Here is a 24,690-nt window from a genome sequence, read left to right as displayed (position 1 = left end):
GAACGCTCACCCCTCGAGCGACCGCCACGAACCTACTGCGTCTGCAAGATGAGCGACTCACACAGCGCGTCGGGTCCCTCTTCCTCGAGCAGACGGCGTTGTCGGTCCGCGCCGTTTTCCCGCTCGTACACGTCTCTGATGCCGTTGATGTCGAGGCGCTCGCACTCGCGGTCGACGAGTTCGCCCAACTCGACGGTTCCCTCGAGGTCGCGGTCGATGAACGACGCGTCCTGCCCGTGGCGGATCGCCCGCCACTTGTTCTCGTCGAGTAGTTCCCGGCGGTGTCGGTGGCCGCTCGCGCCGTCTTCGTACTCCTCGGCGAGGGCCTCGACGAGCGCGTGAGCGTACTCGACGAACGCCAGCACGATGTCGGGATCTGCCTGTCCGTCCGGGGTGCGCAGTTCGACCGTCCCGTGGGCGGTGTGGGGCCGCACGTCGTACCAGAGTTCGCCGCGGTCGTTGATCGACTCGGTCTCGAGCATCAGTCGCTCGAACCGGTCGAACGCCTCGAAGTCCTCGAAGTGGGTCGGTATGCCGGTGTTGGGCAGCGCCTCGAAAATCTTCGCGCGGGCGGACTGGAGTCCGGTATCGAACCCGTTCCAGTAGGGCGAGTTCGCGGAGAGCGCAAGCATGATCGGCACGTACCACCGCAGTTCGTTGGCGATCCAGACCGCCTTGTCGGCGTCGTCGACGCCGACGTGAATGTGGACCCCGGCGGTCGTATTTCGGTGTTGTGGATACTGAATCCGATCGAGTTGCGAGCGGTAGCGGGGTTTCTCCGCGTGCTCGAGCTCCTGCCACTTCGCGAGCGGGTGGAGTCCGGCGGCGGCGATCCGGTAGTCGTAGTTCTGAGCGTGTTCGACCAGCGCCTCGCGAATCGCGAGCAGCGAGTCGCGGGCGTCGTCGGGGGACTCGATCAATGGCGTCTGCGTCTCGATGACGAACTTGAACAGTTCGTGATCCAGCCGGCCCTCGAGGATCTCGGGCGGGTCGTGTTCGTAGACGAGTTCGTCGGTCCCGCTGGTCGGGCGGCCGTCCGCGTCGACGACGAAGCACTCCTCCTCGATCCCCAGCGTCCCCATGCGCGTAAACGATTCTCTCGACCCGCGTTCCATCGTCTCACCGTTTTGTCCGCGGCGATAAATACGGTTGGGACTCGGAACGACCCGTCCGGGGTCGGATCCGGCAGCAGGGTGGCGCTGTGCCGCCCGTTTGGTCGCGGCTACTGGATCTAGGCCTCTCGAATTCGTCGGGTAATAAAGTATTTTGACACAGACTTTTTCACTCTACTTATATCTGCGTGGTAGTATCTATGTCGTTGCTCGATACCGAGCGCCAACGGCGACCGGTTCCGAAACGGTCTGGGATGTGTCCAGTACAGCGGAGGAAACCATGAGTGCCCCAGCCTCGAGCGAGCCGGGAGCGGTCCGCGACTTTTTCACTCGGCTCGGCGACGTCGCGAGCCGGCTGGTCAAGCGATACCTCCCAGATGCGTTCATCTTCGCGCTGCTGTTGACGTTCCTCACGATGGCGATCGCGGTCGTCGTCACCGATACGGGACCCGGCGGCGTCGCGGCCCACTGGGGCGAGGGATTCTGGGAGGTGATCACGTTCTCGACGCAGTCGACGCTGGCGCTGCTGACCGGCTGGGCGCTCGCGGATTCGCCGCCGGTGAAACGCGTCCTTCGCCGGATCGCGTCCGTTCCCGACAGCCAGACCGGAGCGGTGTTCGTCGTCGCGCTGTGCGGACAGTTGCTGGGGCTGTTCCACTGGGGCGTCGTGTTGATCGCCGGCGCGATCCTCGCCCGAGAGGTCGGCATCTCGATGGCAGAGAAGGACGTCGACGTTCACTACCCGCTGCTCGTCGCGGCCGCCTACGCCGGGCTGTTACCGTGGCATCAGGGGCTGTCGGCCGCGTCGCTGTTGCTCGTCGCGACCGAGGGCCACTTCGCCGAGGAGAGTATGGGCGTAATTCCCGTCTCCGAGACGATCTTCCACCCGTTCAACCTCCTGCTCATCGCCGGCGTCATCGCGGTCGTCGTGGTCCTGATGCCGCTGATGGCTCCCGAGAGGGAGAACATCACGACCGTTCCCAAGGAGACGCTGCGGGCCGCACGCGAGCCGACGGCCGCCGACGGCGGAGGGACCGCTGCGCCCCACCACGCTCGAGAGACACGAATGAAAGCGTTCCTGCTCGATAGCAGCGTCATCTGCGTCGGGACCGGGCTGCTCATCTGGATCTACCTCGCGACGCTGTTCGCGACGGAGCCGTTCATGGACGTGCTCAACATCAACGTCCTCATCTCCGCGATGTTCGGCCTCGGCTTCCTCGCTCACGCGTCGCTGCGGAGCTACGTCGACGTCTTTCGCGAGGCGATCGAGGGTGCCAGCCAGATCATCATCCAGTTCCAGTTCTACGGCGGAATCATGGGCATCATGGTCTACTCGGGGCTGGTCGAACTGATCGCGAACACCGCGGCGCAGTACGCGACCGAGACGACGTGGTACCTGCTGGTATTCATTTCCGGCGGCATCGTCAACTTCTTCGTTCCTTCCGGCGGCGGCCAGTGGACGGTGATGGGCGAAGTCTACGCCTCGGCTACCCAGCAGATCCCGGGCACCCAGATGAACCACATGCTGATCGCGTTCGCGATGGGCGACCAGTGGACGAACATGGTGCAGCCGTTCTGGGCCATCCCGGTGCTCGGTATCGCCGGGCTCACCATCCGCGACATGATGGGCTACGTCGCCGTTCTGTTCGTCTTCGTCGGGTTCGTGATGGGCGGCGGTGCGCTCCTGATGGGGGTCGTGGGGTGATCACGATGGCCGACGACTCCCCCTCCGACGACGACCGCGAGCGTGCCGTCGGTACCGACGGCGGCACCCCGACCGCGACCGACACCGACCGAAACGCGTTCGTCCCGGCGTTCGGGAAGTACTTCCCCGAATCGCTCGTCACGGGGCTCCTGCTCGCGGTGCTGGCGCTGGTCGTGACCGTCCCCTTCCTCGAGCCCATGACCCAGCTCGAGCTGTTCGGAACCGGGTTCTACGACCTGTTCTCGCTCCAGATGTTCCTGATTCTCTTCTGGCTCCTCTCCGCGACGGTCGTGGAATCGCCCCGCGTCGGCGCGCTGTTCGATCGACTCGCGACCGTCCTCCCCGCGAGTCAGCGGGGGATCGTCTTCTCGACCGCCTTCGTCTCGCTGTCGCTGGGATGGCTCAACTGGGCGCTCGGTCTCGTCGGCGGCGTTCTCGTCGGCCAGCGACTCTGTCATCGCGCCCGCGAGCGCGGAATCGCGGTTCACTACCCGCTCGTCCTCACCGGCGGGCTGTCGGCGCTCGTCGTCGCGAACCAGGGCCTCTCCAGTCCCGGCGCGTTGCTCATGGCAGACGAGAGCGGAGTGGCGAACATCATGCTCGAGGACGCGGGCTCCGTCGCCATGTCCGAGTTCGTCCTTCACCCGGTCAACCTGCTCTCGAGCGTGCTCTTCGTGGTTACCATCCCGCTCGTACTGGTGGCGTTGGCTCCGAGTGATGACACCGACATCAGGGAACTCGACGCTCGAAATCGAATTCTCGAGGGCTCGATCGCCGAGACGCTCGCCCACTACTCGCCGACACGGGACGAGGAGTCGTGGGAACTCGGCGATCGGCTCGAGAACGCCGAGAGCATCAGCCTGCTCGCGGTCGTCATCGGGCTCGCGTCGGCGGGCTGGCACTTCGCGACGGGCGGCGCGCTGACCCTGCCGTGGCTCGCCTTCACGCTGATGATCCTCGGGCTGGCTGTGCAGGGGCCGCCGATGGCCTTCAAGTCGAAGACGCGGGACGCGACGCGGTGGACGAATCACGTGGCGATCCCGTTCCTGTTCTACGCGGGCGTGGTCGCCCTGCTCTCGGAAGCCGAGCTCTACGGCCCGATCGGCGACGTCATCGCCGGCACCCAGATACCAGCCGTGGCCTCGTACCCCCTCGCGTTCGCCCTGGGGCTGCTCGTTCCAGATCCGGGCTCCGTCTGGGTGATCCAGGGACCAGCCATCGCGGCCGCCGACGTCGATCTCGTGGCCGCACTCGTCTCGGTGATGTACGCGGCCGGCGTCTCGAACCTCTGGCTCGGCTTCGTCTTCGCCGGAATTCTCTCGATTTCGGGGTTCGACTGGCTCGAGTTCGCGAAATACGCCGGCGTCATCACGCTGTACGTCTCGGCCGTCGTGCTGGGACTGCTACTGGTGTTCTAGGGCAGGCGCCACGCCCGAAGACGATCCGGGACCGTCGTCGATCGATCAGGACGCGACGGTTTCGGACTCGGGCTCGAGGTCGGCCTCGTCCTCGCGGAGCTTGAACTTCTGGATCTTGCCGCTGGGGTTCTTGGGGAGTTCGTCGACGAAGTAGTACGTCCGCGGTCGCTTGAAGTCGGCCAGCCGGTCGCTCTCGAGGACGAACGAGTCGAGGTCCGCCGCGGTGCTGTCGTCGTCGGCGACGACGTAGGCGACGACCGTCTCGCCCCACTCTTCGTCGGGTTCGCCGACGACGGCCGCCTCCTCGACGGCGTCGTGTCCGAACAGGGCGTCCTCGACCTCGGCCGGGTAGACGTTCTCGCCGCCGGAGACGATCATGTCGTCCTTGCGGTCGACGACGTAGAGGTAACCGTCGTCGTCGCGGTAGCCGAGATCGCCGGTGTAGTACCACGTCGACCCGTCGGCCTCGCGTAGCGAGCGCTCGGTCGCCTCGGGACGGTTCCAGTACTCGCGCATGGTACACGGGCCGGCGAGCAGGATCTCGCCGATCTCTCCCTCGTCGACCGCCCGATCCGGAGCCGCGTCGGGTTCGACCACGCGCAGTTCGTGATTGAGCGCGGCCAGTCCGGCCGACCCCTGTTTCGGGAGCTGATCGGCCGGCGACTGGAAGGCGGCCGCGGGTCCGAGTTCGGTCATGCCGTACGCCTGAACGTACTCCTCACAGAGGTGTTCCATGCAGTTCTCGAGCACCTGTTCGGGCATCGGGGCCGCCCCGTAGAGCCCGAGCCGGAGCGACGAGACATCGACATCCGACTCGGCGGCGGTCATCGCGAGCGCGTTCCAGGCGGTCGGTGCCGCGAAGAGGACCGTCACGTCGTACTCCTCGATCGCCTCGAGCACCGCCTCCGGTTCGAACTCGTGGTGAATTACGTTCGCCGCGCCGCGGTGGACCCGCGCGAACAGGTTACAGTGGAGTTCGGCGCAGTGATACAGCGGCATCATCGAGAGGCCGACGTCGTCGCGGGTGATGTTCATCTCCGTGATACAGAGCAGGTCGTGTTCGACCATGTTCCGGTGCTCGTGGACGACCCCCTTCGGACGACCCGTGGTTCCCGAGGTGTAGATGAAGGCGTAGACGTCGTCTTCGTCGACGCGGACGTCGGGCCGGTCGACGGAGCCGGACTCGAGCATGTCGTAGAATCCGCTCGCGTAGGTGGGCACGTCAGCGCGGTCGTCGTCGATGAACACGTACTCCGAAACGGACCCGAGATTCGGTCGCGCCCCCTCGACGGCCTCCCGCGTTTCGGATTCGAAGAGGACCATTTCAGCGTCGGCGTCGGTGACGATGTACTCGATCTCTCCCGCTGGCAGGCGGAAGTTCAACGGGGTGAAGACGGCACCGATCTTCGCGCACGCGTAGACGGTGAGTGCCATCTCCGAGCCGTTATACAGCACCGTCGCGACCCGGTCCCCCTTCTCGATCCCGGCCTCGAGCAAGGCGTTGGCCAGCCGATTTACCCGCTCATTGAACGCCGCGTAGGTCCAGTGCTGGTCCTTTCGCGGGTAAATAATCGCATCACGCTCGGGATGGCGGTCGACGGTTTGCTCGAGAGTGTCGCCTATAGTGGGGTGTTCTGACATACCACGGCCGTGTACCACGGGGGTGCATATATTCTTTATCGCACCTCTTCCCGCATATCGCCGGGATTAGCGTCGGAAAGTGCCTGACTAGCGTCCCGCTCGTCGGTGCTCCTCGAGGTCCGTGGATGACTGATAAAGGGGCGAGACGGGCTCGAGCGTCGTCTTTACGGCATCCATCACCGTCGGCATTCGAACGTCGTCAACGGAACGAAATCGAGAGGAACTGGTCCGTTCCGCGCCTAGAGCCGAGTGATCGAGAGCAACAATCCAACGGTCCCGACCGAAGCCAGTAGCAGGAATCCGTGGTCGAACGAGCCGTAATCGGCGAGCGTACCGATGAGCAGGGGCGACGTCGCACCGACGACCATCCAGCCCGCCTTCAACGTCCCCAGTCCAGTTCCCTGCATATCGTCGGGGAGCGAGTCCGCGATATACGTCTGCGTGACGACGCCGCACCCGTTCCAGCTACTGATGAGAACCGTGGCCGCGACGAGCGGGACGAGACCGTCGACGAAGGGCAGCAACCACAGCCCGGCGACGCAGCCGCCGAAATACAGGACGAGCGTCGGACGCGCCCCGAGACGGTCGAGCATGGTTCCCGAGAAGGGCTGTATAACCGCCCCGACGGCGAAGAACAGTCCGAACAGCGTCGCTGCTACCGCCGGGGAGAATCCCTTCGTCACCGTGAGGTACGTCGGATAGAAGGAGGAAAATCCCTGTATCACGAACGAGGCGGTCACCTGAATCGCGACGACGATCGGGATGGATTCGCGAGTGATCCCGCTTCTGATCCGCGCGAGCGTGTCGCTCGAGAGTTCGTCGACCGCGCTTCCCCCACCTGACGTGCGGTTCGGAACCGCCATCCAGAGTCCGACGGCGACGCCGAGAAAGAGGGGGCTGAACGAACCGATCCCGTACCGCCACGTGGTGTAGGAAGCGATAACGGCCGCCGCGACGGGAAAGACCGTGTTTCCGAGGTTGCCCGCGGCCATCGTCAGCCCGATGGCCGAGCCGGCCCGATTCGGATAGATGTCCGTGAAGATGGTGAACCGAGTCGGTCCGTACAGTGCGGTCGCGAGGCCGAACACGATCGTTCCCGCGAACAGCATCCAGACGTTTATCGCCGTGGCGACGACGAGGACGGTTCCGGCCGAAATGAGGGTGCTGAGGACGACCACGGTACCCTCGCCGATCCGGTCGCCGAGGAATCCGCCGGGTACGTGACCGATGGCGTACGCCCCCCAGAGCAGCGTCAACAGCAGTCCGGTCGTGGTCAGGCCGATCCCGAAGTCGTCCTGAAAGTAGGGGACGAGCGCGGGATAGACGAACCGAACGCCGATAGAGAGCGCCCACCCGGCGCCGACGGCGAGCAGAATCCAGCCGCGCCCGCCGGCCCACAGGTCATCCGTCGTTTCCTTCGCGTACCGCTTGATCGTTCGTATCGGATGCGCCACGGGTGAGTCGTTGCTGTGCCTAGCAATACTCGGGTTGTTTCAGTTCCGTAGGCGGCCAATGCTTCCGGGAGTCGAGCGGGGTTTTCGGTTCCGGCAGTCACCGGGGCAGACGACGGATCGTCGATTACGGACTCGTCGATTGGGTCGACGATGAGAGGACGGAATCAGGGTCTCGCGGGCCGTCTCTCGCCGGAGCACTCGACGCTGCGGTCTCGAGCCGGCCGGCGGCCGACAGCAGCACACTCCGTTCTCAGTGCTAGCTGCTGGCAGTTTCTCACTCGACGCCGTACCAGTCACAGAGGCGCCGTATGAACTGGGCGATCAACAGCCCGACGAACGCGCCGGCCATGTACGAGGTCGATGCGTCTATCTCGAGACGGTCGACGACGAGATACCGGATCGCGATGAGTGCGATGACGGATGCGACCACGACCACAGCCACCAGTTCGGGATGGTCCCGGAGACTGGTCGAACGAGTGAGCCGTCCGGGTGACGCTGCTGTCATTAGTGACTCCGTTCCGCGAGGATCTTATCGGTCTTCCGATCAACGCATCGTCGACCCAGTCCGTCTTCGCGCGCTGGTCCGGAAACATTCGGGATTCGGTTGGCGTGAAACGGAGCGCGCAGCGGGTTGCGTCCGATGCCACTCACTGCTCTCCTCTTCCCCTCGCAGCTGACCATCTCACGTCGCCCGCTGACGCGGATTGAACAGCGCGCAGTTCGGGCACCACTCCGAACTATCTGCCCGTCGAATCTTCTTCCCACAACAGTCGGCACAGGGCTCTTCGGCATAGCGGACCATATGATATCCGTCTGGGAGTGAGAACGATATAGATATTTCGGGGAACTCACGTTCTGTAATGCCGAATTTTTGCGCTACAGGGACGGAGTCGATACGGATAACACGGTCGCCACGTGACCAACTGAGACGGCAATCGAGTCACCGCGGCCCCACGACGATGCCACCGACAGCGCTGCACGCTCGAGGCGTCCTGACGACACCCGAGATTGACTATCACGGGATCGTCTCGAAGGTCCGCCGGGTTAGCCGGAAGAGAGGAGCAGTTCAGTACTCCGTTATAGTAGCAACTGAACGATTCACACGCCGATCGCGCAGTCCGCGGCACTCGCTCACGGTGCACGCTCACGGCTCGCTTCGCTCACCGTTCGTATCCCCGCGGTTCTCGCTCACTGTGTTCGCTCCGAACCGCGCATCGCTCCGAACCGCACTCCTGTCGTGCGATCGGATATGCAGTAACTGTCGGTGGCTACTGTCTCTCACCCCGAACACTGCTGTGAGTCCAGTGTGTCTCTCGAGAAGGCGTTTCAATAGAATATGATATTACAAATACGATTGCGGGACTAACGATCGGAAGAATCCGATTACTTCTCTCGTCCCTTCTACCGAATTCGAGCGTTTCTAGCGCCGAAGCGTCTGAACGAATCTTCCGATTTTTGCCGAACTACGGCGGTACCATCGATGCAATGTCACGTGCAAGAACCATCGGCGTCGCAGTCATCGCGGCGCTCGTCCTCCTCTCGGGGGCGAGCATCGCGTTCGCCGCGACCGACGCCGGCACGGCAACCCAAGACAACGAGACGGAGAACGAAACGGAAAACGAAACGGCCACAGTGACGTTCGAGAACCAGACGTCGAACGGAACGGCAGTCGCGGTCAATAACACGACGCTACCCGAGGGCGGCTTCGCCGTCGTCCACGCGGCCGCGCCTGCTGACGAGAACGCGACGGACGGAGAGAACGCCACTGAGAACGAGACCGTGACCAACATGTCCGAGGAGTACGAGCCCGGGGAGGTCCTGGGTAACTCCACTTACCTCGACTCCGGCGAGCACGAGAACGTGACCGTCGAGCTCAACGAGTCCCTCGAGGAGAGTCAGGTGTTGATCGCGATGGCCCACCAGGACACCAACGACAACCAGACGTACGAGTTCCCCGAGGCTGACGACCCCTACATCACTGACGGCGAGCCAGTGATTGACGACGCACTGATCACGCTCGAGGAGGAACAGAACGAGACGACCGAGTGAACGAGAGGGGAGGGTCATGACTCCCCCGTCGTTCGTTCACGGTCTCTAGTCGTGTGGTGAGCGAGAGCGATAGCGGTTCACACGAGATCTAACAGTCGTTTCAGCCCCTCCGCGGATCGCGTCGGACGTCGCTCACGCCTCTACCGTGCTGTCCCTCGCAGCCGACCGTCTCATGTGGCCTGCTGACGCGGATCGAATAACGCGCAGTTTGGGCACCACACCGATCCGTCCGTCCGTCGAATCTTCTTTCCATTACAGTCGGCGCAGGGCTCTTCGGCATAGCGGACCATACGGTATCTGTCTGAGAGCTAGGGCGATATGGGTATTTCGGTGGACTCACGTTCTGTAATGCCTGATTCTCAGGTTATGCAAACGGAGGCGATGTGGAGAACATGGTCACCACGTAACCAAATGAGATACCCGATCGACTCACCGTGGTCGCGCGACGATCCCGAGATGATCCGCGTGATACGCCTCGAGTCCCCGCGTCTCCAAAATCTCGTACCCTTCCGAAAGTTCCTCGCGAACGTCCTCGAACACGGCCGACGGTTCTCGAGTCACGTCCTCACTCCGTGCCTTGACAGCCAACAGTAGCCGCCCGTCATCGGCCAAAAAGCGCCGGTTCTCGAGCGCCACCCGCGCCTGCCCCCGCGTCGCCACGTCCTGGACGATCACGTCGACATCGGACTCCACGACGTGGGCGTAGGTTTCGGGCTTTCGGGCGTCTTTCAACAGCGGAAAGAGCCGATCGCGACTCTCGGCGGCCTCGAGCAGATCCCGAACCGGCCGCGCGGCGAACTCCACGGCGTAGGTCGGCCCGGCGAAATCGGCGACGTGGCTCACTGTCGTCCCGCTCGCGGCACCCAGATAGAGCACGGTTTCGCCGCCTTCGAGGCCCGTCTCCATTCCCAGCTCGAGCATCGCACCCAGTTTCGACCGGTTCGGGTTCCAGGCACGCCACTCGCCGTCCGTCGGCTCGCCGTAAACGGGCACCCCTCGAGTCGCCAGCCGCTCGGTCCCGTCGAACGCGCGGCGCTCGACGCCCGCCGGGAGGTTCTCACTCATCGTCGGCACCTCCAGTATCGGCACTTCCATCGTCAGTGCCCGCATCATCGTCCACCGTCCGCGCCTGAATCGTCTCGATCCGATCTGCGAGTTCGGCCTCGAGTTCCGGCTTCGACTCGCCCGAGTAGTGATCGACGCGGGCCGCGATGGCGAGTTTGCCCGCGACCGCGCGCGCCGCGGAGCCCCTGTTCTCGGGGTGGGTGCCCCGAACCGCGTCGTGCGTGTAGATGATCCCGTGTTTGGGCGAGGGCGCGTGACCCCGTAGGTGGGCGAACAGCGCGTCCTCAGCCCCCAGAACCTGAATCGTCCCGCTGGGTTTCTTGGCCAGCGTCTCGAGCCCCCCTGCGAGCGAGATTAGCCGGGCCGCGAGCACGGGCTCGGCGAGCGCTGAGAGGTTCGGCGCGACGGCCGGCGTCTGGCGTTGCACGAACTCTCGGAGTTCGTCCGCCTCGTCGGCGAGGTCGGCGACTCGTTCGGCGAGGGAGCGAATCGCGGGCTCCTCGAGGTCGTCGTCCGTCTCGCCGCGTGCCAGTTTGCGAGCGTACTCGACGCCGGTTCCCGCCTTGGGGTCGACGGTGCCGGCCCACTCGGCCAGTCGCTCGGCGAGTTCGTTGGCCGTCCGATCGCAGTCGTCCATCGCCCGCACTGCGTGGACGAGCTGGCGGTCGTCGGCCCGCTCGCGCTCGGTCACCGCGGCCCGCGTCGCAGCTGTGGTCGCCTCCCCGAGGGCGTCATAGTACTCGTCCTCGTCGCTCGCGAACTCCGCCTCGAGCGCGAGGGCGGGCCAGTCGCGGGGCCCGTCGGCGCGTCCCTCGCGAATCGCGGCCGCCATCGCGTCGGGATCGTCGCGGTCGACGGCCGCGAACCACCCGTCCGTATCGGTCATGAACGCCAGTTCCCGCCGCGAGCGATTAAAGCCCCCGTTCACGTCGCCGCTCGAGCGGGGCCGCCGTCGGACGACGCAGTGGCTGAAAAGATGGGAAACTCGAGACGAAAACCGAAAGAGCCGATTAGACACCGAACGTCGCACGCAGCATGTCGCGAGTGCCGGGACCCAGACCGACGGCGACGACGGTGATCATGAGCAAGATCGCGTAGCGCGGGCTGTCCTCGAAGACCGTCTCGTCGAAGATCCAGATGACGAAAACGGCAGCGGCGACCTTTACGAGCAGGAACGGCCAGGCCGAGCCGGTAATCGAGACGATATTAGCCGGAAGCACGTCGGCCGTCGTGTTCGCGATCGCCCGGTTGATCGGATGCTTCGGAACGAGGTTGGCCGGGAGTCCGAGCGAAGTCGCCCAGTCGAGGCCGATCACGTTCGCGACGCCGTCGACCGCGTGCGCCCAGATGACGACGATCCCCATGTATCCGGTCCCGCGGTTCAGTTCCGGCGCGAACCGCTCGAGTGCGACCCACGTGATCGCCGTCGTCAGCGTCGCACCGACGAGGATAACGAGCGGAACCAGCGGGTAGAATTCCGAATACTGCTTCGTCGCCGCCGTATAGCCCAGAAAGAGGAGCGTCACCGTCAGCGCGGCGGTTCCGATCCCGGCCAAGGGGTACTCGTACCCCGAGACGTAGTCGTTGCGTTCGAGCCAGACCGAGGCCACGACCGCGAACAGGGCGACGAAGAAGACGGTGAAGTAGATCAGCGGGCTGATAATGAAGCCGGACCACGGCAGTTCGATGGCCATCTCTCCGGTGTACTGGTAGGCCGCGGCGTTGGCGTCCTCGACGACCCGTAGCGCGCCGCCGAAGAGCATGAGCGGGAACAGCGCGAAGAAGCCCGCGCGGTAGCGCTCGATCTCGAGGCGGCGGATAAGGAAGATGACCCCGGTCAGCATCAGAACCAGGGTCGGGATGTAGCCGGCGTAGGAGACGAACGTGTAGCCGGGTTCGGCGGTCGGGCCGGCGTTAGCGGGGGCATCGTTACAGGGCACCGCCTGGCCGTCGACTAACGTGGCGCAGTTCCAGCTGTGGGCGTCGGCGACGACGGGGCCCCAGAAGTACTGCCAGATGATCTCGGCGTAGACTCGCTGTGGGAACAGGAGCGCGCCGAGGACCACTACGGCGGCGAGACTCGCGACGGTCGCGGCCCAGACCCGCTCGGCCCCGAACCGGTCGATGAAGTCGTCCATACCGAATCCCGTAGTGGGGGGCGCTTACCGTTTCCGATTTTCAACGCGCGTGACTGTTCCATACGACTGGGTTCGGCGACGAGTCTCAGTAGAAGAGAAGAACGCATCACTCGGACTGGTCAACCGGCGTGCGGTGGCGCGCGCTGTCAGCGAGGTGCGACCAGCGGGAGCGCCTCGCTGACGATATTACGCGAGGGATGAGCGAGGGAGCGGAGCGACCGAGTGAATCGGATGGGGAGGGCGTGGCGATCCCGTGTTGCCATGGTAGCAGAACACTTCTTTTCATCCTCTCCCACCAGAACCTATTGTTCCATTCACGCAGCCAGTGAATGGCGATATCGGAACTCCTCCCCGCAGACCGTCGGTCCCGACCACATCCGATAAGCCACTTAGCCCTCGATTTCGCGAGCCGCCGCGAGCAGTTCGTCGTGGATCCCGCTGTTCGAGGCGACGAGTCCAGTACTATCGTGTCGCCAGCGGTCGCCCTCGAGGTCGGTGACGACGCCGCCGGCCTCGCGGATCAACTGGACGCCGGCGACGGTGTCCCACGAGTTCGCTCGGAGGTTGGTCATCGTCCCCTCGAGCGCGCCCGAGGCGACCATCGCCAGCTCGAGTTGGGCACAGCCGAAGCGGCGCATGTCGCCGAACCGCTCGACGACGGCGCGGGTGGCCGCGGCGTACTGATCGCGCTGGTCGAAGTCCCACCAGAACGTCGGGCAGACGGTAGCCACCTCGGGGTCTGTGCAGTCGCTGACCGACAGCGGGTCATCGTTTCGAAACGCCCCCTCGGGGCCGACGCGGTAGACATCGGAGAGGGCGGGACAGTCGAACGCGGCACCGACTGGCTCGCCGTCGACGACAGCCGCGACGGCAGTCCCGAACGCTCGAGTCCCGTCGACGTAGTTGTTCGTCCCGTCGATGGGGTCGACGATCCAGGCCGGCCCTGTTTCGGGCACCGCCTTCAGCGCGTCTTCCTCCTCGCCGACGACCGGATCGTCCGGAAACGCCTCGCGGATGGTCTCGATGACGGTCTCCTGTGCGTCGCGGTCGACCTGCGTCACGACGTCGGTCTTCCCGTTTTTCTCCTCGACGGTGAGCTCGGTTCGAAACGAGTCGGCCGCGACGGCAGCACCCTCGCCCGCCGCGCGAACAGCGACGGCCGCTCGGTCGGGATCCGGTCTGGCTTCGGTCATTGGCTCTCCTCGGTGATCCGGGCTGAAAAGTGGTCGTGATGGTGACTCGCTGGCCGGTTTCGCTCCGGACACTTTCCGGCGACTCGATCGTGCCGGAACCGAACGGCTCGAGGAGTGCTACCCGTCGGCTACCGACTCGATAACTGATACTTCAGTGACGGACGCCTCGAGCCCCCAGCCCGATAGCATACCCGGGTTCGGAGACGCAACTCAGCGAGAGTAGTGTCATCAGAAGTTTGCGAGGGCAAGACGCTCCGTCTTGCCGCGCACTGTGGTGAGTGCGAGGGGAGGGGATCGAACCCACGAACTCCTACGAGAGCGGATCTTGAGTCCGCCGCCGTTGACCGCTTGGCTACCCTCGCACGCATCTCTGTCTGAGAGCCTCGCAGGGGTTAAATCGTCCGATTCCCGTCCGGTTCCGGGTCGATTCCTCACCGGTAACAGAACGTGTCGAGACGGGGCTCCGAAGCGGTACCCCCGGCCTGACCGACGGAATTACCCGCCCGACGGCCCTCGAGTCGAGCATGGACGACCACACCCGCGACCCCACCGTCGAGCCACCGGCCGGGAATCCGACGGGCTGGGACCCGTCCGCGGGTCGCTGGGAGCACGCGACGCTGCGCCGGGCGACCGACCACGGCGTTCGGCTGTTCAACGACGGTGCGTTCCACGAGTCCCACGATTGTTTCGAGATGGAGTGGTACAACTACGGAGCCGGCACCACGGAGAGCAAGTTCTGCCACGGGATGGTCCAGGTAGCCGCAGGGGCCTACAAACACGTCGACTTCGAGAACGACGACGGGATGCGGAGCCTCTTCGAGACGGCGCTGCAGTACCTCCACGGCGTCCCGAACGACTACTACGGCGTCGACGTGCTCGCGGTCCGAACCGCGCTGACGAACGCCCTCGAGGAGCCGACACGGATCGATGACTGGCGGATTCGACTGGACGACGACCGACCGATCGCTCGAGCCGCCGACTACGAGTACGTCGAGGCGCTCGAGGAGTGACACAGTCTGGAGTGTATCGTGGTTCGGCTCCTCGAGTGGACGGTCGGAGACAGGTATCAGTTGATCGACACTGTGAACAACCGAATCGCCTTTCCCCTTTCAGCCGAACTAACTAGTAATGAGAGTTGCACAGCTGGGGTCGGGAACGCCGGAAATCGCAGTCGTCGCGGGCGTCCACGGAGACGAACCCTGTGGCGTCCGGGCCGTCGAGCGACTCCTCGACGACCGTCCCGCCGTCGAACGCCCCGTCAAACTCATCGTCGCTAACGAAGAAGCGCTCGAGCGACAGGTGCGGTTCGTCGACGAGGATCTCAACCGCGCGTTCCCCGGCGATCCGAACGCAAAGACACACGAAGGCCGGCTCGCACACGAACTCGTCACCGAGCTCGAGGGCTGTCTGTCCTTCTCGATGCACTCCACCCAGAGCCACGCTGATCCCTTCGCTATCGTCAACGGAGTCAACGAGACGGCCAAAGACATCGTTCCGCAGCTACCCGTGGCGGCGATGGTCGAGACGAGTAACTTCGCGGAGGGGCGACTCTTCTCCGCGATCGATACCATCGAAGTCGAGTGCGGGTTGCAGGGATCGGAGACGGCCGCCGAAAACGCCGACCGACTGACACGGGCGTTTCTCACCGCAGTGGGGGCGTTGCCCGGCGATACCGTCCGCCGCGATCTGCCGGTCTATCGGCTCACCGACGTCATCCGCAAGGACCAGGCCGACACCTACGAAGTGTTCGTCGACAACTTCACGGAAGTCGAGGCCGGCGCACCGTTCGCCGCGGCTGACGGCGAAGCGCAAGTCGCAGCCGAATCGTTCTATCCGGTCCTCATGTCGTCGAACGGCTACCGGAACGTCTTCGGCTACAGCGCCGAGAAAGTGGATGTCCTCGAGTCCTCCGCATCGGCAGACTGAGCCGACACCCCGCCACCCGCGATACCACCTACCACCTGCGAGTCCGCTCCGTTCGATCAGTCGACCGGCGACGCCCCGATATCGAGAGTGATGATGACGCAAGGCATATCCCGCTCACTGTCGTACGAACGAGTATGGAATTCCCACCGAATCAGGGTCTCGATCAGGAGGAGGTCAACGAGCAGGTCGCCGAGGCACTCGAGGAGAACGAGGTCGTTCTCTTCATGAAGGGGACGGAGCTGATGCCCCAGTGTGGCTACTCCCGCAAGGCGCTCGGCCTGATCGGTGAGCACCGCGACGAGTACGAGACCGTCGACGTCCTCGAGTCACTCGACGAGTTCCGTCAGGCGCTGTCGGAACGCAGCGACTGGGAGACGATCCCGCAGACGTTCGTCGACGGCGAATTCGTCGGCGGGTCCGACATCCTCGAGGAACTCGAGGAGCGCGACGAACTCGCTGAGACACTCAACGCGGCGTAATCGGTCGAATACGCCGTTCGTTAATCGAATCTGATATTTCATAGATTTAATAGCAGGTCATATAAGTCACGCCCGCATACTAGAAGACCACGACTATCGCCGTACACACCTTCCCCACAATGTCAACAGAGGAATCCAGACACGTATATCGGCTGCACTCGACACTCGAACTGCCCCTCGAAGACCTTCGCGAGCACATCGACGAGGCGAAGTTCCCTGACGGAATCACCGACGTCGAAATCACGCGACGGAACAACACCCTCATTCTGAAGGCCGTCGCCGAGGACCAGTCCGTAAGCAAGTACACGCCAACGGCACAGCTCAAGGCGAGCGTCACGGAAAACCGGGTCTACGAGGAGGATCCCGACGAGCGCCGACAGAAGTCCTTCAGCTGGGACGAGGACGAGGAAGAAGAGATCGAATCCGAACTCGTCGAGTTCGCCGCCTTCAAGGGCGATCGGGAGACCGTCCTCCAGAACTCACTACTGCAATACGAGATGTTCCTCGTCCTCTGTGAGATCGCCGAAGCGGCCGAAAAGGGTACCCTGACCGCGATCTCGGAGCGCGACGGGGATCTCAACGCGACCAGAATCGTCGACGGTGAGCCCCGACCCGCCGACATCGAAGTCGTCGAAGGGCCACGCGACCGCGGCTCGGGCGAGGGCGGCGTCAACTGGCGGGACAACAAGTTCATTACGGACTGAGGTCGGATCAGGACTCGAGCCGAGACGCCGAGTGAACAGCGGCGACGTCAGCGATCGGCCAGTACTGGATCCTGTGAATAGTCGAGTGCGAACAGCGCCATCGCAGACCGGAGAGGCTATTTCTCCCTCGAGGCCGTCCGAAACCCGCTACGGAACGTTCTACCAGCCGATGGCGATGGACTCTACCAAGCGGCCCCCGCCGCGTGACTCTCGATTTCGTCTTCACGCAAGAAACGGAATCCTACGCGAGGACACCCACAACGCCCCATTACCAGCGATAGAGATTTGTATGCCCGATGGCGAACGACGGATATGGACGAACCAGGACCGTACGCGCTCCTCGGTCGTCTCGGCGTGGCGATCTTCGTCATGATCGCACCGACGCTTTGCTTTCTAGGACTGGTCCGGGGACTCGAGCGGCTGCGGGACGACGACCTGATCAACGAGTGGGCACGGACGAGAGGGAGCGACGTTCACGACATTACGGAGCACGATGACGTACTCGCCGTGTTGGCCAACGAGATGGGCGTCGAGGCCGACCGTTCGTCGACCGTCCGGTGCCCGGCGTGTGGAACATTGAATCGATCAGGGATGACGTATTGCCACGGCTGTCAACACCGACTCAAGTCGTCCTGACGGTCCGTCCAACAGGGACATGTCGGAATTGAGCGTACTGTCTCGTTGGGCGGAGCCGTCTCGAGCGGGGAAATTTGCCGAGATCTCAGACGCCGCGACGTGCCGCACCCAGTACTCGAGTTGCAGGTGGCCGGTACAGGCCACTGTGCGAGCGAAACCCTCCCGTGAGGAGTGATCGCCGGCAGCCTAGAGACACCGTCACGCGGTCCGGAATGCCGACAGAGCTTTCCGGCGACCCAAAGAATTTACCTCTCCTAATTATATCTAATTACGAGATGGCCGAGAACTTCCCCGAGTACGTAGACGTCGATTATTCCGACGGCGAAGGCGAAGATCCGGAGGATTACACGCATATCCAGGACAAGATCGAGAAGGCGATCGAAGTCACCCGCGATGGCTTAGAGGAGTACGAGAATCCGGCGGTCATGTGGACTGGCGGCAAGGACTCGACGCTCACGCTGTACTTCATCAAAGAGGTCGCCGACCGCTTCGATCTCGAGGTGCCCCAGGCGGTCTTCATCGACCACTACCAGCACTTCGACGAGATCCACGACTTCGTCGACCACTGGGCCGACGAGTGGGACCTCGATGTGATCTACGCGCGAAACGAGGACGTCGGCGAGTACGTCGACGAACACGGCCTCGAGCCCGGCGACGACATCGACATTTCCGAGCTCTCCGAGCACAACCAGCACCACGTCGAGGACATCCTCGAGTACGAGGAGGACACGTTCCCGTTCCTGCTCGACACCTACGTCGGCAACCACCTGCTGAAGACGGTCGCGCTCAACGACGCGCTCGAGGAGCACGACATCGACGGCGTCATCTCCGGCGTCCGCTGGGACGAACAGGAGGCCCGCGCCGACGAGACGTTCTTCTCGCCGCGCCACGATCCCGACATCTACCCGCCCCACGACCGCATCCAGCCCATCCTGCAGTTCGACGAGGCGGCCGTCTGGGACGCCTTCTGGAACTTCGCGGTGCCGGACACGGTCGAGAACTTCCCCGACGAGGGCTACGTCCCCGAAGCCGACGACGACCTCCCCGAGGGCGTCGAGCAAGACGACATCCCGATCTCGCCGAAGTACTTCGCCGGCTTCCGCTCGCTGGGCAGCGAAGTCAGTACGGAGAAGGCCAACGAGGATCCCGCCTGGCTGCAGGACCTCGAGGGAACGACCGAGCGTGCGGGCCGCGCCCAGGACAAGGAAGACCTGATGGAGCGCCTGCGCGATCTGGGTTACATGTAGGCCGCTCGCCGTGGATCGTTGACTGACACGCAACTACCGATTTCTCGGTTTTCGTTCGCTCGAAGGAGTGGCAATACGAGTCCAGCGATACGAGGGGACTGTTCGTCTCGAGAGAGTTCCCTGTCCGTCACTACCGGCCTGTCGTCCGGTACTCACCGTGTTTGATACCGAGTCCGAGCATGATGAGGCCGAACACGAGCATCGACGGTGCGACCATCATCAATACGGTGTCCATCGCCATCATTGGCGCGGCGATCAGGCCGACGACGCCGATTGCGATGACGGCGATAAACGCGGCCGCAGTCGTTGGGAGGTCAAACTCCATACGTGACTCTTGGGAAGCGGACGCCTAATGATATCGGGAATCGGAAAGCCCGTTCACGACGGGTGGACGGAAAAGAAAACGAGGCGACCGAACTACTGCGACGGCCGAACCAGATTCGCCAGCGCGACGACGGTCCCGAGGAACCAGCCCAGCGGGAACGAGATCCCGACCCACATCGCGGCGTAGGCCGGCCCCTCGAGGGTGAAGTTGCCGCGCAGATAGTCGCTCAGACCGCCGACGAACAGCACGTTGTCGAGCGCCCAGACGGCGAAGTCGTAGCTCGGATCGAGGATGTACGGGTGCAGCGACGGCGTCACGAGCGCGGCGACGACGGGCGGCAGGAACAGTGCCGTCATCGCGAACGGGTACGCGAGAACGACCGTTACGGCGCGACCGCCGACCTTCGAGAACGTCGCGGCGAGCGCAGTCGAAACCGTCGCGACGCCGCTCGCCGCTGCGACCGCGAGGACCGCCTCGAGTGGGATTTCGACCTGATCCATGTACGACATCGCACCCCAGGCGATCGTTAGCAGGCCCCAGCCGAGCAGTGCGATGCCGGTGACGCCGACGATGCCGAGACGGGTTCGCGTCGAGTCGAGTTTCGCCGCATAGTAGCGGGTTGCGAGGCCGATGACGGTAAGCGGGTAGAGGACGAGCAGACCGATGACCCCGAGGACGCTCCAGCCGTGATAGCCGATCTTCTGGGGGAGGGTCTCGGGCTTCCACTTGCCCATGACGGAGTGGCCGCGGCCGCGCTGCCGGGGGAAGACGATCTCCATCCAGGCACCGTGTAACCGCTGGACGTCGGCTCTAATCGCGCCGACGAACCCACCACCGCCACCGCTTCGCGAGCGGGTAGACATACGCGAGCCAAAAAGCCGGTGTACCGTAAACTTTCCTGCTTATTCTTCCGAGCATACATATCTCCAGACGCTACTTCCGTTCGTCTCGTGACGCCGCGTCTTCGCTCGGAAAAAGCGATGAAAGCGGTGCTCGACGGAACGGGGTCGCCGATCAGTTCCAGGGGGCGAAACCGGGATCGACCTGACGGCTCGTCTCGTCGATAGCGTCGATCCTGTTGATATCCTCCCGATCGAGTTCCACGGTCAGCGACTCCCAGTTGTCGCCGATGTGGTCCGCACCGCTCGCCTTCGGGATCACGGTAACACCCTTCTCGCGCGCCCAGGCGAGGCTGACCTGGGCCTCGCTGGCGCCGTGTTTTTCGGCGACGTCCTGAATCTCGGGCTGCTGGAAGACCTGCCCGCGGGCTAACGGCGAGTAGCCGACGACCTCGATATCGTAGTCGTCACAGGCCTCCCGAATCTCCTCCTGCGGGAGCAGCGGACTGAACTCGATCTGATTCGCGAAGATCGGCGCGTCACAGACGTCGACGGCGACCTCGAGCTGTTCGGGCTGGAAGTTGCTCACGCCGACGTTCTCGATCAGCCCCTCGTCGTAGAGCTCGGAAAAGGCCGAGAGGGTCTCCTCGGCGTCGTACGTCCGGGACGGCCAGTGGACGTACAGCAGGTCGACGGAATCGACGCCGAGCCGGTCGAGACTGTCCCGCGCCGTCTCGAGGACGTCGTCGTGTGCGAGGTTCTCGGGCCAGACCTTCGTCGCGAGGAAGACCTCCTCGCGGTCGGTGTCCGCGGCGGCAATGCCCTCGCCGACGGCCGCCTCGTTGCCGTAGGCCTGGGCGGTATCGATGTGTCGATACCCAGTTTCGAGGGCCGTCTGTACGCTCTCGGCGCACTGCTCGGGGTCGTCGTTCTGCCAGGTTCCGAGGCCGAGCATCGGCATGCCGTTGATGGTCGGACACGTGCCGGGAGCGATCGCTTCGGCGTCTCGCGTTCTCATGTGCGAGGCAAGGGACAGAACGCGAAAAGGGGTTGTGTTTGCAGTAGCGCCTTCCGGAAAGACAACGAGCGGCTCGACGGCGGGAACGGGCGGTATGCCGGCGGTTTCGCTCTGGCGACTCGACGACCGGTACCGTGACTCGAGCGCGATCGTGGTTTCTCCGGACAAGAGTGAATTATTTTAGGTATTACGAGAAAGAAAGAGTGTGGACCGAGAGACGGGTCGAGTCGTCCTGATCGCCCTCCTGTGCTGTCTCGCTATCGTGCTCGCAGCGGCGACGTTACCGTCGATGGTCGAGAACGGTGGCGGCGGCGGGTTCGGCGGTGCCGACGGCGGCGGTAGCGACGTCGACGAATCGGACGAGCCGTCCGAGGTCGATTCCGGCCCCGGGAGTGACATCCAGTACGGTCTTCAGGGGCTGTGCGTCGGGTTCCTCGACTCGAGGTTGGGACTTCTCGGACTCGTTTTGGGGACAGTCGGTATCGCCGCGCTGGCGACGCGATCGTACGATGCCAAGCTGACGATTCTGCTCTCGGTCGCGTTGCTCCCGCTGGCCGTGCTCGTCTTCATCGTCCTCACCAGCGGCTGTGGGACGCAGACCATCGAACCGCCGACTTCTCCAGCTAATCTGTCGCCCACCGCGGAGAACGGATCCGGCGGTCCGTTCGGCAGTGGCGACGGCGATAGCACCGTTCCTGGCCCGACACTGCCCTCGCTGCTCGTGTTGACCGTTCTGCTGGTGACGGTCGTCGGGGCGTTCGCGGCGCTGTATTACACCGGCAGCGAGAGCCGGGAATCGGCTGAATCGTCCGCGGAACCGGACGACGCCGTTCAGCGAAGCGCCCTCGGCCGCGCGGCCGGACAGGCCGCCGATCGGATCGAGTCGGGAGACGACTTCGAGAACGACATCTACCGAGCGTGGCACGAGTTGACGGAGCCGCTCGCGGTCGATCGGCCCGCCTCGAGCACGCCCGGTGAGTTCGCGGCCGCGGCGCGGGACGCGGGACTGGATCCCTCCCACGTCGAGGAGTTGCGGACGATGTTCGAGGACGTCCGGTACGGCGACCGTCCCATCACGGACGACCGCGAGCGTCGCGCCGTCGAGCTACTGCGGCGGATCGAAGCGACCTACGGTGACGACGACCGCGACCGCTCGAACGGAGACACACCATGACGAACGAGTACCCATGAACAAGTACGCGATAGCCGGCGCCGGACTGGTCCTGATCGGTCTGGCGTTCGTGGCGGTCCCGGAACTGACGGGTCCCCTCGGCCTCGGAGAGTCGTTCGTGTCTCTGATCGGCGTGATCGCGCTCCTGCAGGGGCTTCGAACGGTACAGAGTCGGCGCCACTCCGACGTCAGGCAGACCGAACTGCCGACGCCGGAACGGCCACAGGCGCTTCCGACCCCCGGCGAAGAGATCGACGCGACGATCGATTCGGGACAGGTGGGATACCGACGGGAGGGCAGGGAACTGCGCGAGCGACTCGAGCGGGCGGCCATCGACGCGCTGGTACTCGCGGAGGGGCTGACCGAGGACGAGGCCCGAGAAGCGCTCGAGAACGGAACCTGGACCGACGATCCGTGGGCGGCAGCGCAGTTCACGAACACCATGCCCGACTGGACGCCGTGGCGGGTCCGGCTCCGAGCGACGCTACGTCGCAACCGTCCCCGCCGCGCTAGGCGCGCCGCAGCCGAAATCGCGCGAATCGCGGGGGTGACAGACGACGAATGAGGGGACGTGACGAGCAGCGGTCGACTGACGCTCGAGGCGAGAGAGCGGACGGCGGCGAGTCCGTCGGTATCGAGACTGGCACTCGCTCCGAAGCCGGCGCCGACTCCGGTACCGGCGTTCACTCGGACGCCGATACTGGATCGGATACCGACGCTGATACTCGATCCGACACCGATGCCGGGACGACGGACGCTGGGGAATCCGTCGTCCATTCGACTACGCTGGAGACGAATCGCTGGACCGGCGTTGCCGCCGTCGCCTTGCTGTTCGGGGCCGTCGGAATCATCGTCACGGCGCCCGCGCTGTTGCTGGCGTCGGTCGTCGGAATCACGTACGCGGCCTACGCCCGGACCAGTCGGGCACCGGAGCCGGTGCTGTCGATCACCCGGGAACTCGAGGACGACCCCGAGCCGGGCGAGCCGGTTCGCGTGACGGTGCGCGTCCGCAACGACGGGGACGAGATCCTTCCGGACCTCCGTCTCGTCGACGGTGTCCCGGCGGAACTGGTCGTTACCGAGGGATCGCCGAGACACGGGACCGCGCTCCGGCCGGGCGAGACGGAGACGTTCTCCTACGCGGTGACCCCCTACCAGGGGGCCCACGCGTTCGAACCAGTCGTCGCCGTCGCGCGAGGGTTCGCCGGTGCCGTCGAGCGAGTCCAGCGGATCCGCGTCGACACCGAACTCCGCTGTCCCCCCGCGGAGACGGCGGCCGACCTCCCGTTGCGGTCGCTGACGCTGCCGCTGACGGGTCGCGTCGAGACGGACGTCGGCGGCGAGGGCCTCGAGTTCTACGCGACCAGGGAATACCGCCGCGGTGATCCGCTCTCTCGGATCGACTGGAACCGCCGGGCCCGCGGCGAGGAGCTGACGACGGTGACGTTTCGCGAGGAGCGGTCGGCGACGGTGATGCTCGTCGTCGATACGCGAACCGCGGTGTACCGTCGTCCCGACGAGACGGCCCGCCACGCGGTCGGTCGCAGCACCGAGGCGGCGACCGCCGTTTTCGACGCGCTCGTCGCCGGCGGGAACAGCGTCGGTCTCGCCAGTTACGGACCGCATCAGTGCTGGCTATCGCCGGGATCGGGACGCGACCATCGAGCGACGGCCCGGCGACTGCTCGCGACCGATCCGGCGTTCGCGCCGACCCCGCCGGAGTCGTCGACGGCCATGCTTCGCGTCCAGCACCAGCGATTCCGCTCGCGGCTGCCGTCCGATTCCCAGGTGATCCTGTTCGCGCCGCTCTGCGACGACGGGATCGTCCGCATCGCCCAGTTGCTCGAGGTCGACGGCCACCTCGTGACGGTCGTCAGCCCCGATCCGACGGGGCGGGACACGCCCGGCGAACGACTCGCGGCGGTCGAGCGAACGGTCCGCGTCTCGACGCTCAGAGCGGCGGGCATTCGGGTCGTCGACTGGCCGACGGACGAATCGCTGGCGGCGACGCTCGAGCGCAGTCGCCGGCGGTGGTCGGCGTGACCGATGCCGTCGACGCGGTCGACCCCGATCACAGACCCGCGGTCCTGACCGGCGGGCTCTCGATCGTCGCGTTGTGCCTCGGGGTGGCCTCGAGCGCCCTCTACTCATCGTTCGTGCTCGCCGGCGGTGTCGCTGCGCTGTTGATCGTCGGTGTCGGTCTCTGGATGGGATCCCGTCGGGCCGTTACGATCGGCTGTGGCGTCGCGCTCGCGGGGCTGCTTGGTGGCGGCATTCAGGGCGTCCCACCGGTGCCGATGCTCGCGAGCGTTACCGCGACCGTGTTGGCATGGGACGCTGGCCATCACGCGATCGGGATCGGCGAGCAGCTCGGACGGGAGGCGACGACGGCCAGGGCGGAACTTCCCCACGTCGGCGCGACGGTCCTCGTCGGACTGGTCGCCGCCGTCGGGAGCTACGTGGTCTTCGTCGCCGGTCCAAGCGGACAGCCGGTCGCGGCCGTGATCGCCATGCTGTTCGGGGCGTTGCTCCTGCTGGCGGCGTTACAGCGATAATCGTTCTCGACGGCG

24 protein-coding genes and 1 tRNA gene are annotated in these 24,690 nt (G+C 64.7%); 13 read left to right on the top strand and 12 right to left on the bottom strand.

Annotated features, from left to right (window positions below):
- Positions 1-32: 32 nt before the first annotated feature.
- The gene (locus HYG81_RS19125; RefSeq protein WP_180841314.1) at positions 33-1,115 is read right to left on the bottom strand and encodes a glutamate--cysteine ligase; all 1,083 of its coding nucleotides are present in this window, start codon (positions 1,113-1,115) and stop codon (positions 33-35) included.
- Positions 1,116-1,392: 277 nt separating this feature from the next.
- Here HYG81_RS19125 and HYG81_RS19120 point away from each other — a divergent pair, with 277 nt between their 5' ends.
- Positions 1,393-2,817 (top strand): short-chain fatty acid transporter, encoded by a 1,425-nt coding sequence (locus HYG81_RS19120; protein ID WP_180841313.1) that lies wholly within the window; start codon positions 1,393-1,395, stop codon positions 2,815-2,817.
- A gap of 5 nt (positions 2,818-2,822) precedes the next feature.
- Positions 2,823-4,235, top strand: coding sequence for a TIGR00366 family protein (locus tag HYG81_RS19115; RefSeq protein WP_180841312.1), 1,413 nt, complete (start codon positions 2,823-2,825; stop codon positions 4,233-4,235).
- A 45-nt stretch (positions 4,236-4,280) separates the two neighbouring features.
- Here the strand turns inward: HYG81_RS19115 and HYG81_RS19110 are convergent, their stop codons facing one another.
- The 3 genes from HYG81_RS19110 to HYG81_RS19100 all read right to left on the bottom strand — a co-directional run bounded on the left by HYG81_RS19110 (position 4,281) and on the right by HYG81_RS19100 (position 7,835).
- On the bottom strand, positions 4,281-5,876 hold the full coding sequence (locus HYG81_RS19110; protein WP_180841311.1) for a fatty acid--CoA ligase: 1,596 nt from the start codon (positions 5,874-5,876) through the stop codon (positions 4,281-4,283).
- A 239-nt stretch (positions 5,877-6,115) separates the two neighbouring features.
- The gene (locus HYG81_RS19105) at positions 6,116-7,330 is read right to left on the bottom strand and encodes an MFS transporter (protein WP_226375989.1); all 1,215 of its coding nucleotides are present in this window, start codon (positions 7,328-7,330) and stop codon (positions 6,116-6,118) included.
- Positions 7,331-7,604: 274 nt separating this feature from the next.
- A complete protein-coding gene (locus tag HYG81_RS19100; protein WP_180841310.1) occupies positions 7,605-7,835 on the bottom strand; it encodes a hypothetical protein in 231 nt (76 codons plus the stop codon).
- Between the two features lie 980 nt (positions 7,836-8,815).
- On the opposite strand from HYG81_RS19100, the gene HYG81_RS19095 reads away from it, so the two are divergent.
- On the top strand, positions 8,816-9,379 hold the full coding sequence (locus tag HYG81_RS19095; RefSeq protein ID WP_425607531.1) for a DUF7282 domain-containing protein: 564 nt from the start codon (positions 8,816-8,818) through the stop codon (positions 9,377-9,379).
- 429 nt (positions 9,380-9,808) lie between these two features.
- Here the strand turns inward: HYG81_RS19095 and HYG81_RS19090 are convergent, their stop codons facing one another.
- The 5 genes from HYG81_RS19090 to HYG81_RS19070 form a co-directional block, all read right to left on the bottom strand.
- The gene (locus HYG81_RS19090; RefSeq protein ID WP_180841309.1) at positions 9,809-10,444 is read right to left on the bottom strand and encodes a fibrillarin-like rRNA/tRNA 2'-O-methyltransferase; all 636 of its coding nucleotides are present in this window, start codon (positions 10,442-10,444) and stop codon (positions 9,809-9,811) included.
- Positions 10,437-11,330: an NOP5/NOP56 family protein gene (locus HYG81_RS19085; RefSeq protein WP_180841308.1), complete on the bottom strand. Its 894-nt coding sequence runs from the start codon at positions 11,328-11,330 to the stop codon at positions 10,437-10,439. The genes HYG81_RS19090 and HYG81_RS19085 overlap by 8 nt, the downstream gene beginning before the upstream one ends.
- 124 nt (positions 11,331-11,454) lie before the next feature.
- Positions 11,455-12,582 (bottom strand): DUF63 family protein, encoded by a 1,128-nt coding sequence (locus HYG81_RS19080; protein ID WP_180841307.1) that lies wholly within the window; start codon positions 12,580-12,582, stop codon positions 11,455-11,457.
- A gap of 389 nt (positions 12,583-12,971) precedes the next feature.
- Positions 12,972-13,775, bottom strand: a complete 804-nt coding sequence (locus HYG81_RS19075; RefSeq protein ID WP_180841306.1) for an inositol monophosphatase family protein — start codon at positions 13,773-13,775, stop codon at positions 12,972-12,974.
- Positions 13,776-14,054: 279 nt separating this feature from the next.
- Positions 14,055-14,137: transfer RNA gene (locus HYG81_RS19070), tRNA-Leu, on the bottom strand.
- Positions 14,138-14,299: 162 nt separating this feature from the next.
- On the opposite strand from HYG81_RS19070, the gene HYG81_RS19065 reads away from it, so the two are divergent.
- The 6 genes from HYG81_RS19065 (at position 14,300) to HYG81_RS19040 (ending at position 18,767) form a co-directional block, all read left to right on the top strand.
- Entirely contained in the window at positions 14,300-14,785 is a 486-nt protein-coding gene (locus HYG81_RS19065) for a DUF309 domain-containing protein (RefSeq protein ID WP_180841305.1), read from the top strand.
- 118 nt (positions 14,786-14,903) lie between these two features.
- Positions 14,904-15,701 carry a M14 family metallopeptidase gene (locus HYG81_RS19060; RefSeq protein ID WP_180841304.1) on the top strand — a complete coding sequence of 266 codons (798 nt, stop codon included), beginning with the start codon at positions 14,904-14,906 and terminating at the stop codon, positions 15,699-15,701.
- A gap of 134 nt (positions 15,702-15,835) precedes the next feature.
- Positions 15,836-16,180 carry a glutaredoxin family protein gene (locus HYG81_RS19055; RefSeq protein WP_180841303.1) on the top strand — a complete coding sequence of 115 codons (345 nt, stop codon included), beginning with the start codon at positions 15,836-15,838 and terminating at the stop codon, positions 16,178-16,180.
- 119 nt (positions 16,181-16,299) lie between these two features.
- On the top strand, positions 16,300-16,884 hold the full coding sequence (locus tag HYG81_RS19050) for a DUF7110 family protein (protein WP_180841302.1): 585 nt from the start codon (positions 16,300-16,302) through the stop codon (positions 16,882-16,884).
- Positions 16,885-17,196: 312 nt separating this feature from the next.
- Entirely contained in the window at positions 17,197-17,520 is a 324-nt protein-coding gene (locus HYG81_RS19045) for a DUF7577 domain-containing protein (protein WP_180841301.1), read from the top strand.
- 275 nt (positions 17,521-17,795) lie between these two features.
- A complete protein-coding gene (locus HYG81_RS19040; protein WP_180841300.1) occupies positions 17,796-18,767 on the top strand; it encodes a phosphoadenosine phosphosulfate reductase family protein in 972 nt (323 codons plus the stop codon).
- A gap of 130 nt (positions 18,768-18,897) precedes the next feature.
- Here HYG81_RS19040 and HYG81_RS19035 read toward each other — a convergent pair whose 3' ends face one another.
- From HYG81_RS19035 to HYG81_RS19025, 3 genes are all read right to left on the bottom strand, one after another.
- Positions 18,898-19,092 carry a DUF7333 family protein gene (locus HYG81_RS19035; RefSeq protein ID WP_180841299.1) on the bottom strand — a complete coding sequence of 65 codons (195 nt, stop codon included), beginning with the start codon at positions 19,090-19,092 and terminating at the stop codon, positions 18,898-18,900.
- A gap of 92 nt (positions 19,093-19,184) precedes the next feature.
- Positions 19,185-19,955: a hypothetical protein gene (locus HYG81_RS19030; RefSeq protein WP_180841298.1), complete on the bottom strand. Its 771-nt coding sequence runs from the start codon at positions 19,953-19,955 to the stop codon at positions 19,185-19,187.
- 151 nt (positions 19,956-20,106) lie between these two features.
- Positions 20,107-20,949 carry an aldo/keto reductase gene (locus HYG81_RS19025; protein ID WP_180841297.1) on the bottom strand — a complete coding sequence of 281 codons (843 nt, stop codon included), beginning with the start codon at positions 20,947-20,949 and terminating at the stop codon, positions 20,107-20,109.
- A gap of 205 nt (positions 20,950-21,154) precedes the next feature.
- Between HYG81_RS19025 and HYG81_RS19020 the strand changes: the two genes are divergently transcribed.
- From HYG81_RS19020 to HYG81_RS19005, 4 genes are read left to right on the top strand one after another with little or no spacing between them, the layout of a single operon-like run.
- Complete coding sequence (locus HYG81_RS19020; RefSeq protein WP_226375988.1) at positions 21,155-22,123, top strand: DUF4129 domain-containing protein; 969 nt, start codon at positions 21,155-21,157, stop codon at positions 22,121-22,123.
- Between the two features lie 13 nt (positions 22,124-22,136).
- The gene (locus HYG81_RS19015) at positions 22,137-22,685 is read left to right on the top strand and encodes a DUF7269 family protein (protein WP_180841296.1); all 549 of its coding nucleotides are present in this window, start codon (positions 22,137-22,139) and stop codon (positions 22,683-22,685) included.
- Positions 22,682-24,163 (top strand): DUF58 domain-containing protein, encoded by a 1,482-nt coding sequence (locus tag HYG81_RS19010; protein WP_180841295.1) that lies wholly within the window; start codon positions 22,682-22,684, stop codon positions 24,161-24,163. The genes HYG81_RS19015 and HYG81_RS19010 overlap by 4 nt, the downstream gene beginning before the upstream one ends.
- Positions 24,160-24,675 (top strand): DUF7519 family protein, encoded by a 516-nt coding sequence (locus HYG81_RS19005; protein WP_226375987.1) that lies wholly within the window; start codon positions 24,160-24,162, stop codon positions 24,673-24,675. The genes HYG81_RS19010 and HYG81_RS19005 overlap by 4 nt, the downstream gene beginning before the upstream one ends.
- Positions 24,676-24,690 lie beyond the last annotated feature (15 nt).

It is taken from the genome of Natrinema zhouii, assembly GCF_013456555.2.
Taxonomy (GTDB): Archaea; Halobacteriota; Halobacteria; order Halobacteriales; family Natrialbaceae; genus Natrinema; species Natrinema zhouii.
Note: the sequence above shows the minus strand (reverse complement) of the source record. Positions and strands in the feature narration are given on the sequence as shown.

Excerpts from the sequence above, each read along its gene's own strand:
- HYG81_RS19035 (WP_180841299.1), bottom strand. The coding sequence starts at position 19,092 with ATGGAGTTTGACCTCCCAACGACTGCGGCCGCGTTTATCGCCGTCATC.
- HYG81_RS19075 (WP_180841306.1), bottom strand. The coding sequence starts at position 13,775 with ATGACCGAAGCCAGACCGGATCCCGACCGAGCGGCCGTCGCTGTTCGC.
- HYG81_RS19090 (WP_180841309.1), bottom strand. The coding sequence starts at position 10,444 with ATGAGTGAGAACCTCCCGGCGGGCGTCGAGCGCCGCGCGTTCGACGGG.
- HYG81_RS19110 (WP_180841311.1), bottom strand. The coding sequence starts at position 5,876 with ATGTCAGAACACCCCACTATAGGCGACACTCTCGAGCAAACCGTCGAC.
- HYG81_RS19050 (WP_180841302.1), top strand. The coding sequence starts at position 16,300 with ATGTCAACAGAGGAATCCAGACACGTATATCGGCTGCACTCGACACTC.
- HYG81_RS19025 (WP_180841297.1), bottom strand. The coding sequence starts at position 20,949 with ATGAGAACGCGAGACGCCGAAGCGATCGCTCCCGGCACGTGTCCGACC.
- HYG81_RS19060 (WP_180841304.1), top strand. The coding sequence starts at position 14,904 with ATGAGAGTTGCACAGCTGGGGTCGGGAACGCCGGAAATCGCAGTCGTC.
- HYG81_RS19120 (WP_180841313.1), top strand. The coding sequence starts at position 1,393 with ATGAGTGCCCCAGCCTCGAGCGAGCCGGGAGCGGTCCGCGACTTTTTC.
- HYG81_RS19080 (WP_180841307.1), bottom strand. The coding sequence starts at position 12,582 with ATGGACGACTTCATCGACCGGTTCGGGGCCGAGCGGGTCTGGGCCGCG.
- HYG81_RS19095 (WP_425607531.1), top strand. The coding sequence starts at position 8,816 with ATGTCACGTGCAAGAACCATCGGCGTCGCAGTCATCGCGGCGCTCGTC.
- HYG81_RS19015 (WP_180841296.1), top strand. The coding sequence starts at position 22,137 with ATGAACAAGTACGCGATAGCCGGCGCCGGACTGGTCCTGATCGGTCTG.
- HYG81_RS19010 (WP_180841295.1), top strand. The coding sequence starts at position 22,682 with ATGAGGGGACGTGACGAGCAGCGGTCGACTGACGCTCGAGGCGAGAGA.
- HYG81_RS19100 (WP_180841310.1), bottom strand. The coding sequence starts at position 7,835 with ATGACAGCAGCGTCACCCGGACGGCTCACTCGTTCGACCAGTCTCCGG.
- HYG81_RS19055 (WP_180841303.1), top strand. The coding sequence starts at position 15,836 with ATGGAATTCCCACCGAATCAGGGTCTCGATCAGGAGGAGGTCAACGAG.
- HYG81_RS19085 (WP_180841308.1), bottom strand. The coding sequence starts at position 11,330 with ATGACCGATACGGACGGGTGGTTCGCGGCCGTCGACCGCGACGATCCC.
- HYG81_RS19115 (WP_180841312.1), top strand. The coding sequence starts at position 2,823 with ATGGCCGACGACTCCCCCTCCGACGACGACCGCGAGCGTGCCGTCGGT.
- HYG81_RS19030 (WP_180841298.1), bottom strand. The coding sequence starts at position 19,955 with ATGTCTACCCGCTCGCGAAGCGGTGGCGGTGGTGGGTTCGTCGGCGCG.
- HYG81_RS19045 (WP_180841301.1), top strand. The coding sequence starts at position 17,197 with ATGGACGAACCAGGACCGTACGCGCTCCTCGGTCGTCTCGGCGTGGCG.
- HYG81_RS19125 (WP_180841314.1), bottom strand. The coding sequence starts at position 1,115 with ATGGAACGCGGGTCGAGAGAATCGTTTACGCGCATGGGGACGCTGGGG.
- HYG81_RS19040 (WP_180841300.1), top strand. The coding sequence starts at position 17,796 with ATGGCCGAGAACTTCCCCGAGTACGTAGACGTCGATTATTCCGACGGC.
- HYG81_RS19065 (WP_180841305.1), top strand. The coding sequence starts at position 14,300 with ATGGACGACCACACCCGCGACCCCACCGTCGAGCCACCGGCCGGGAAT.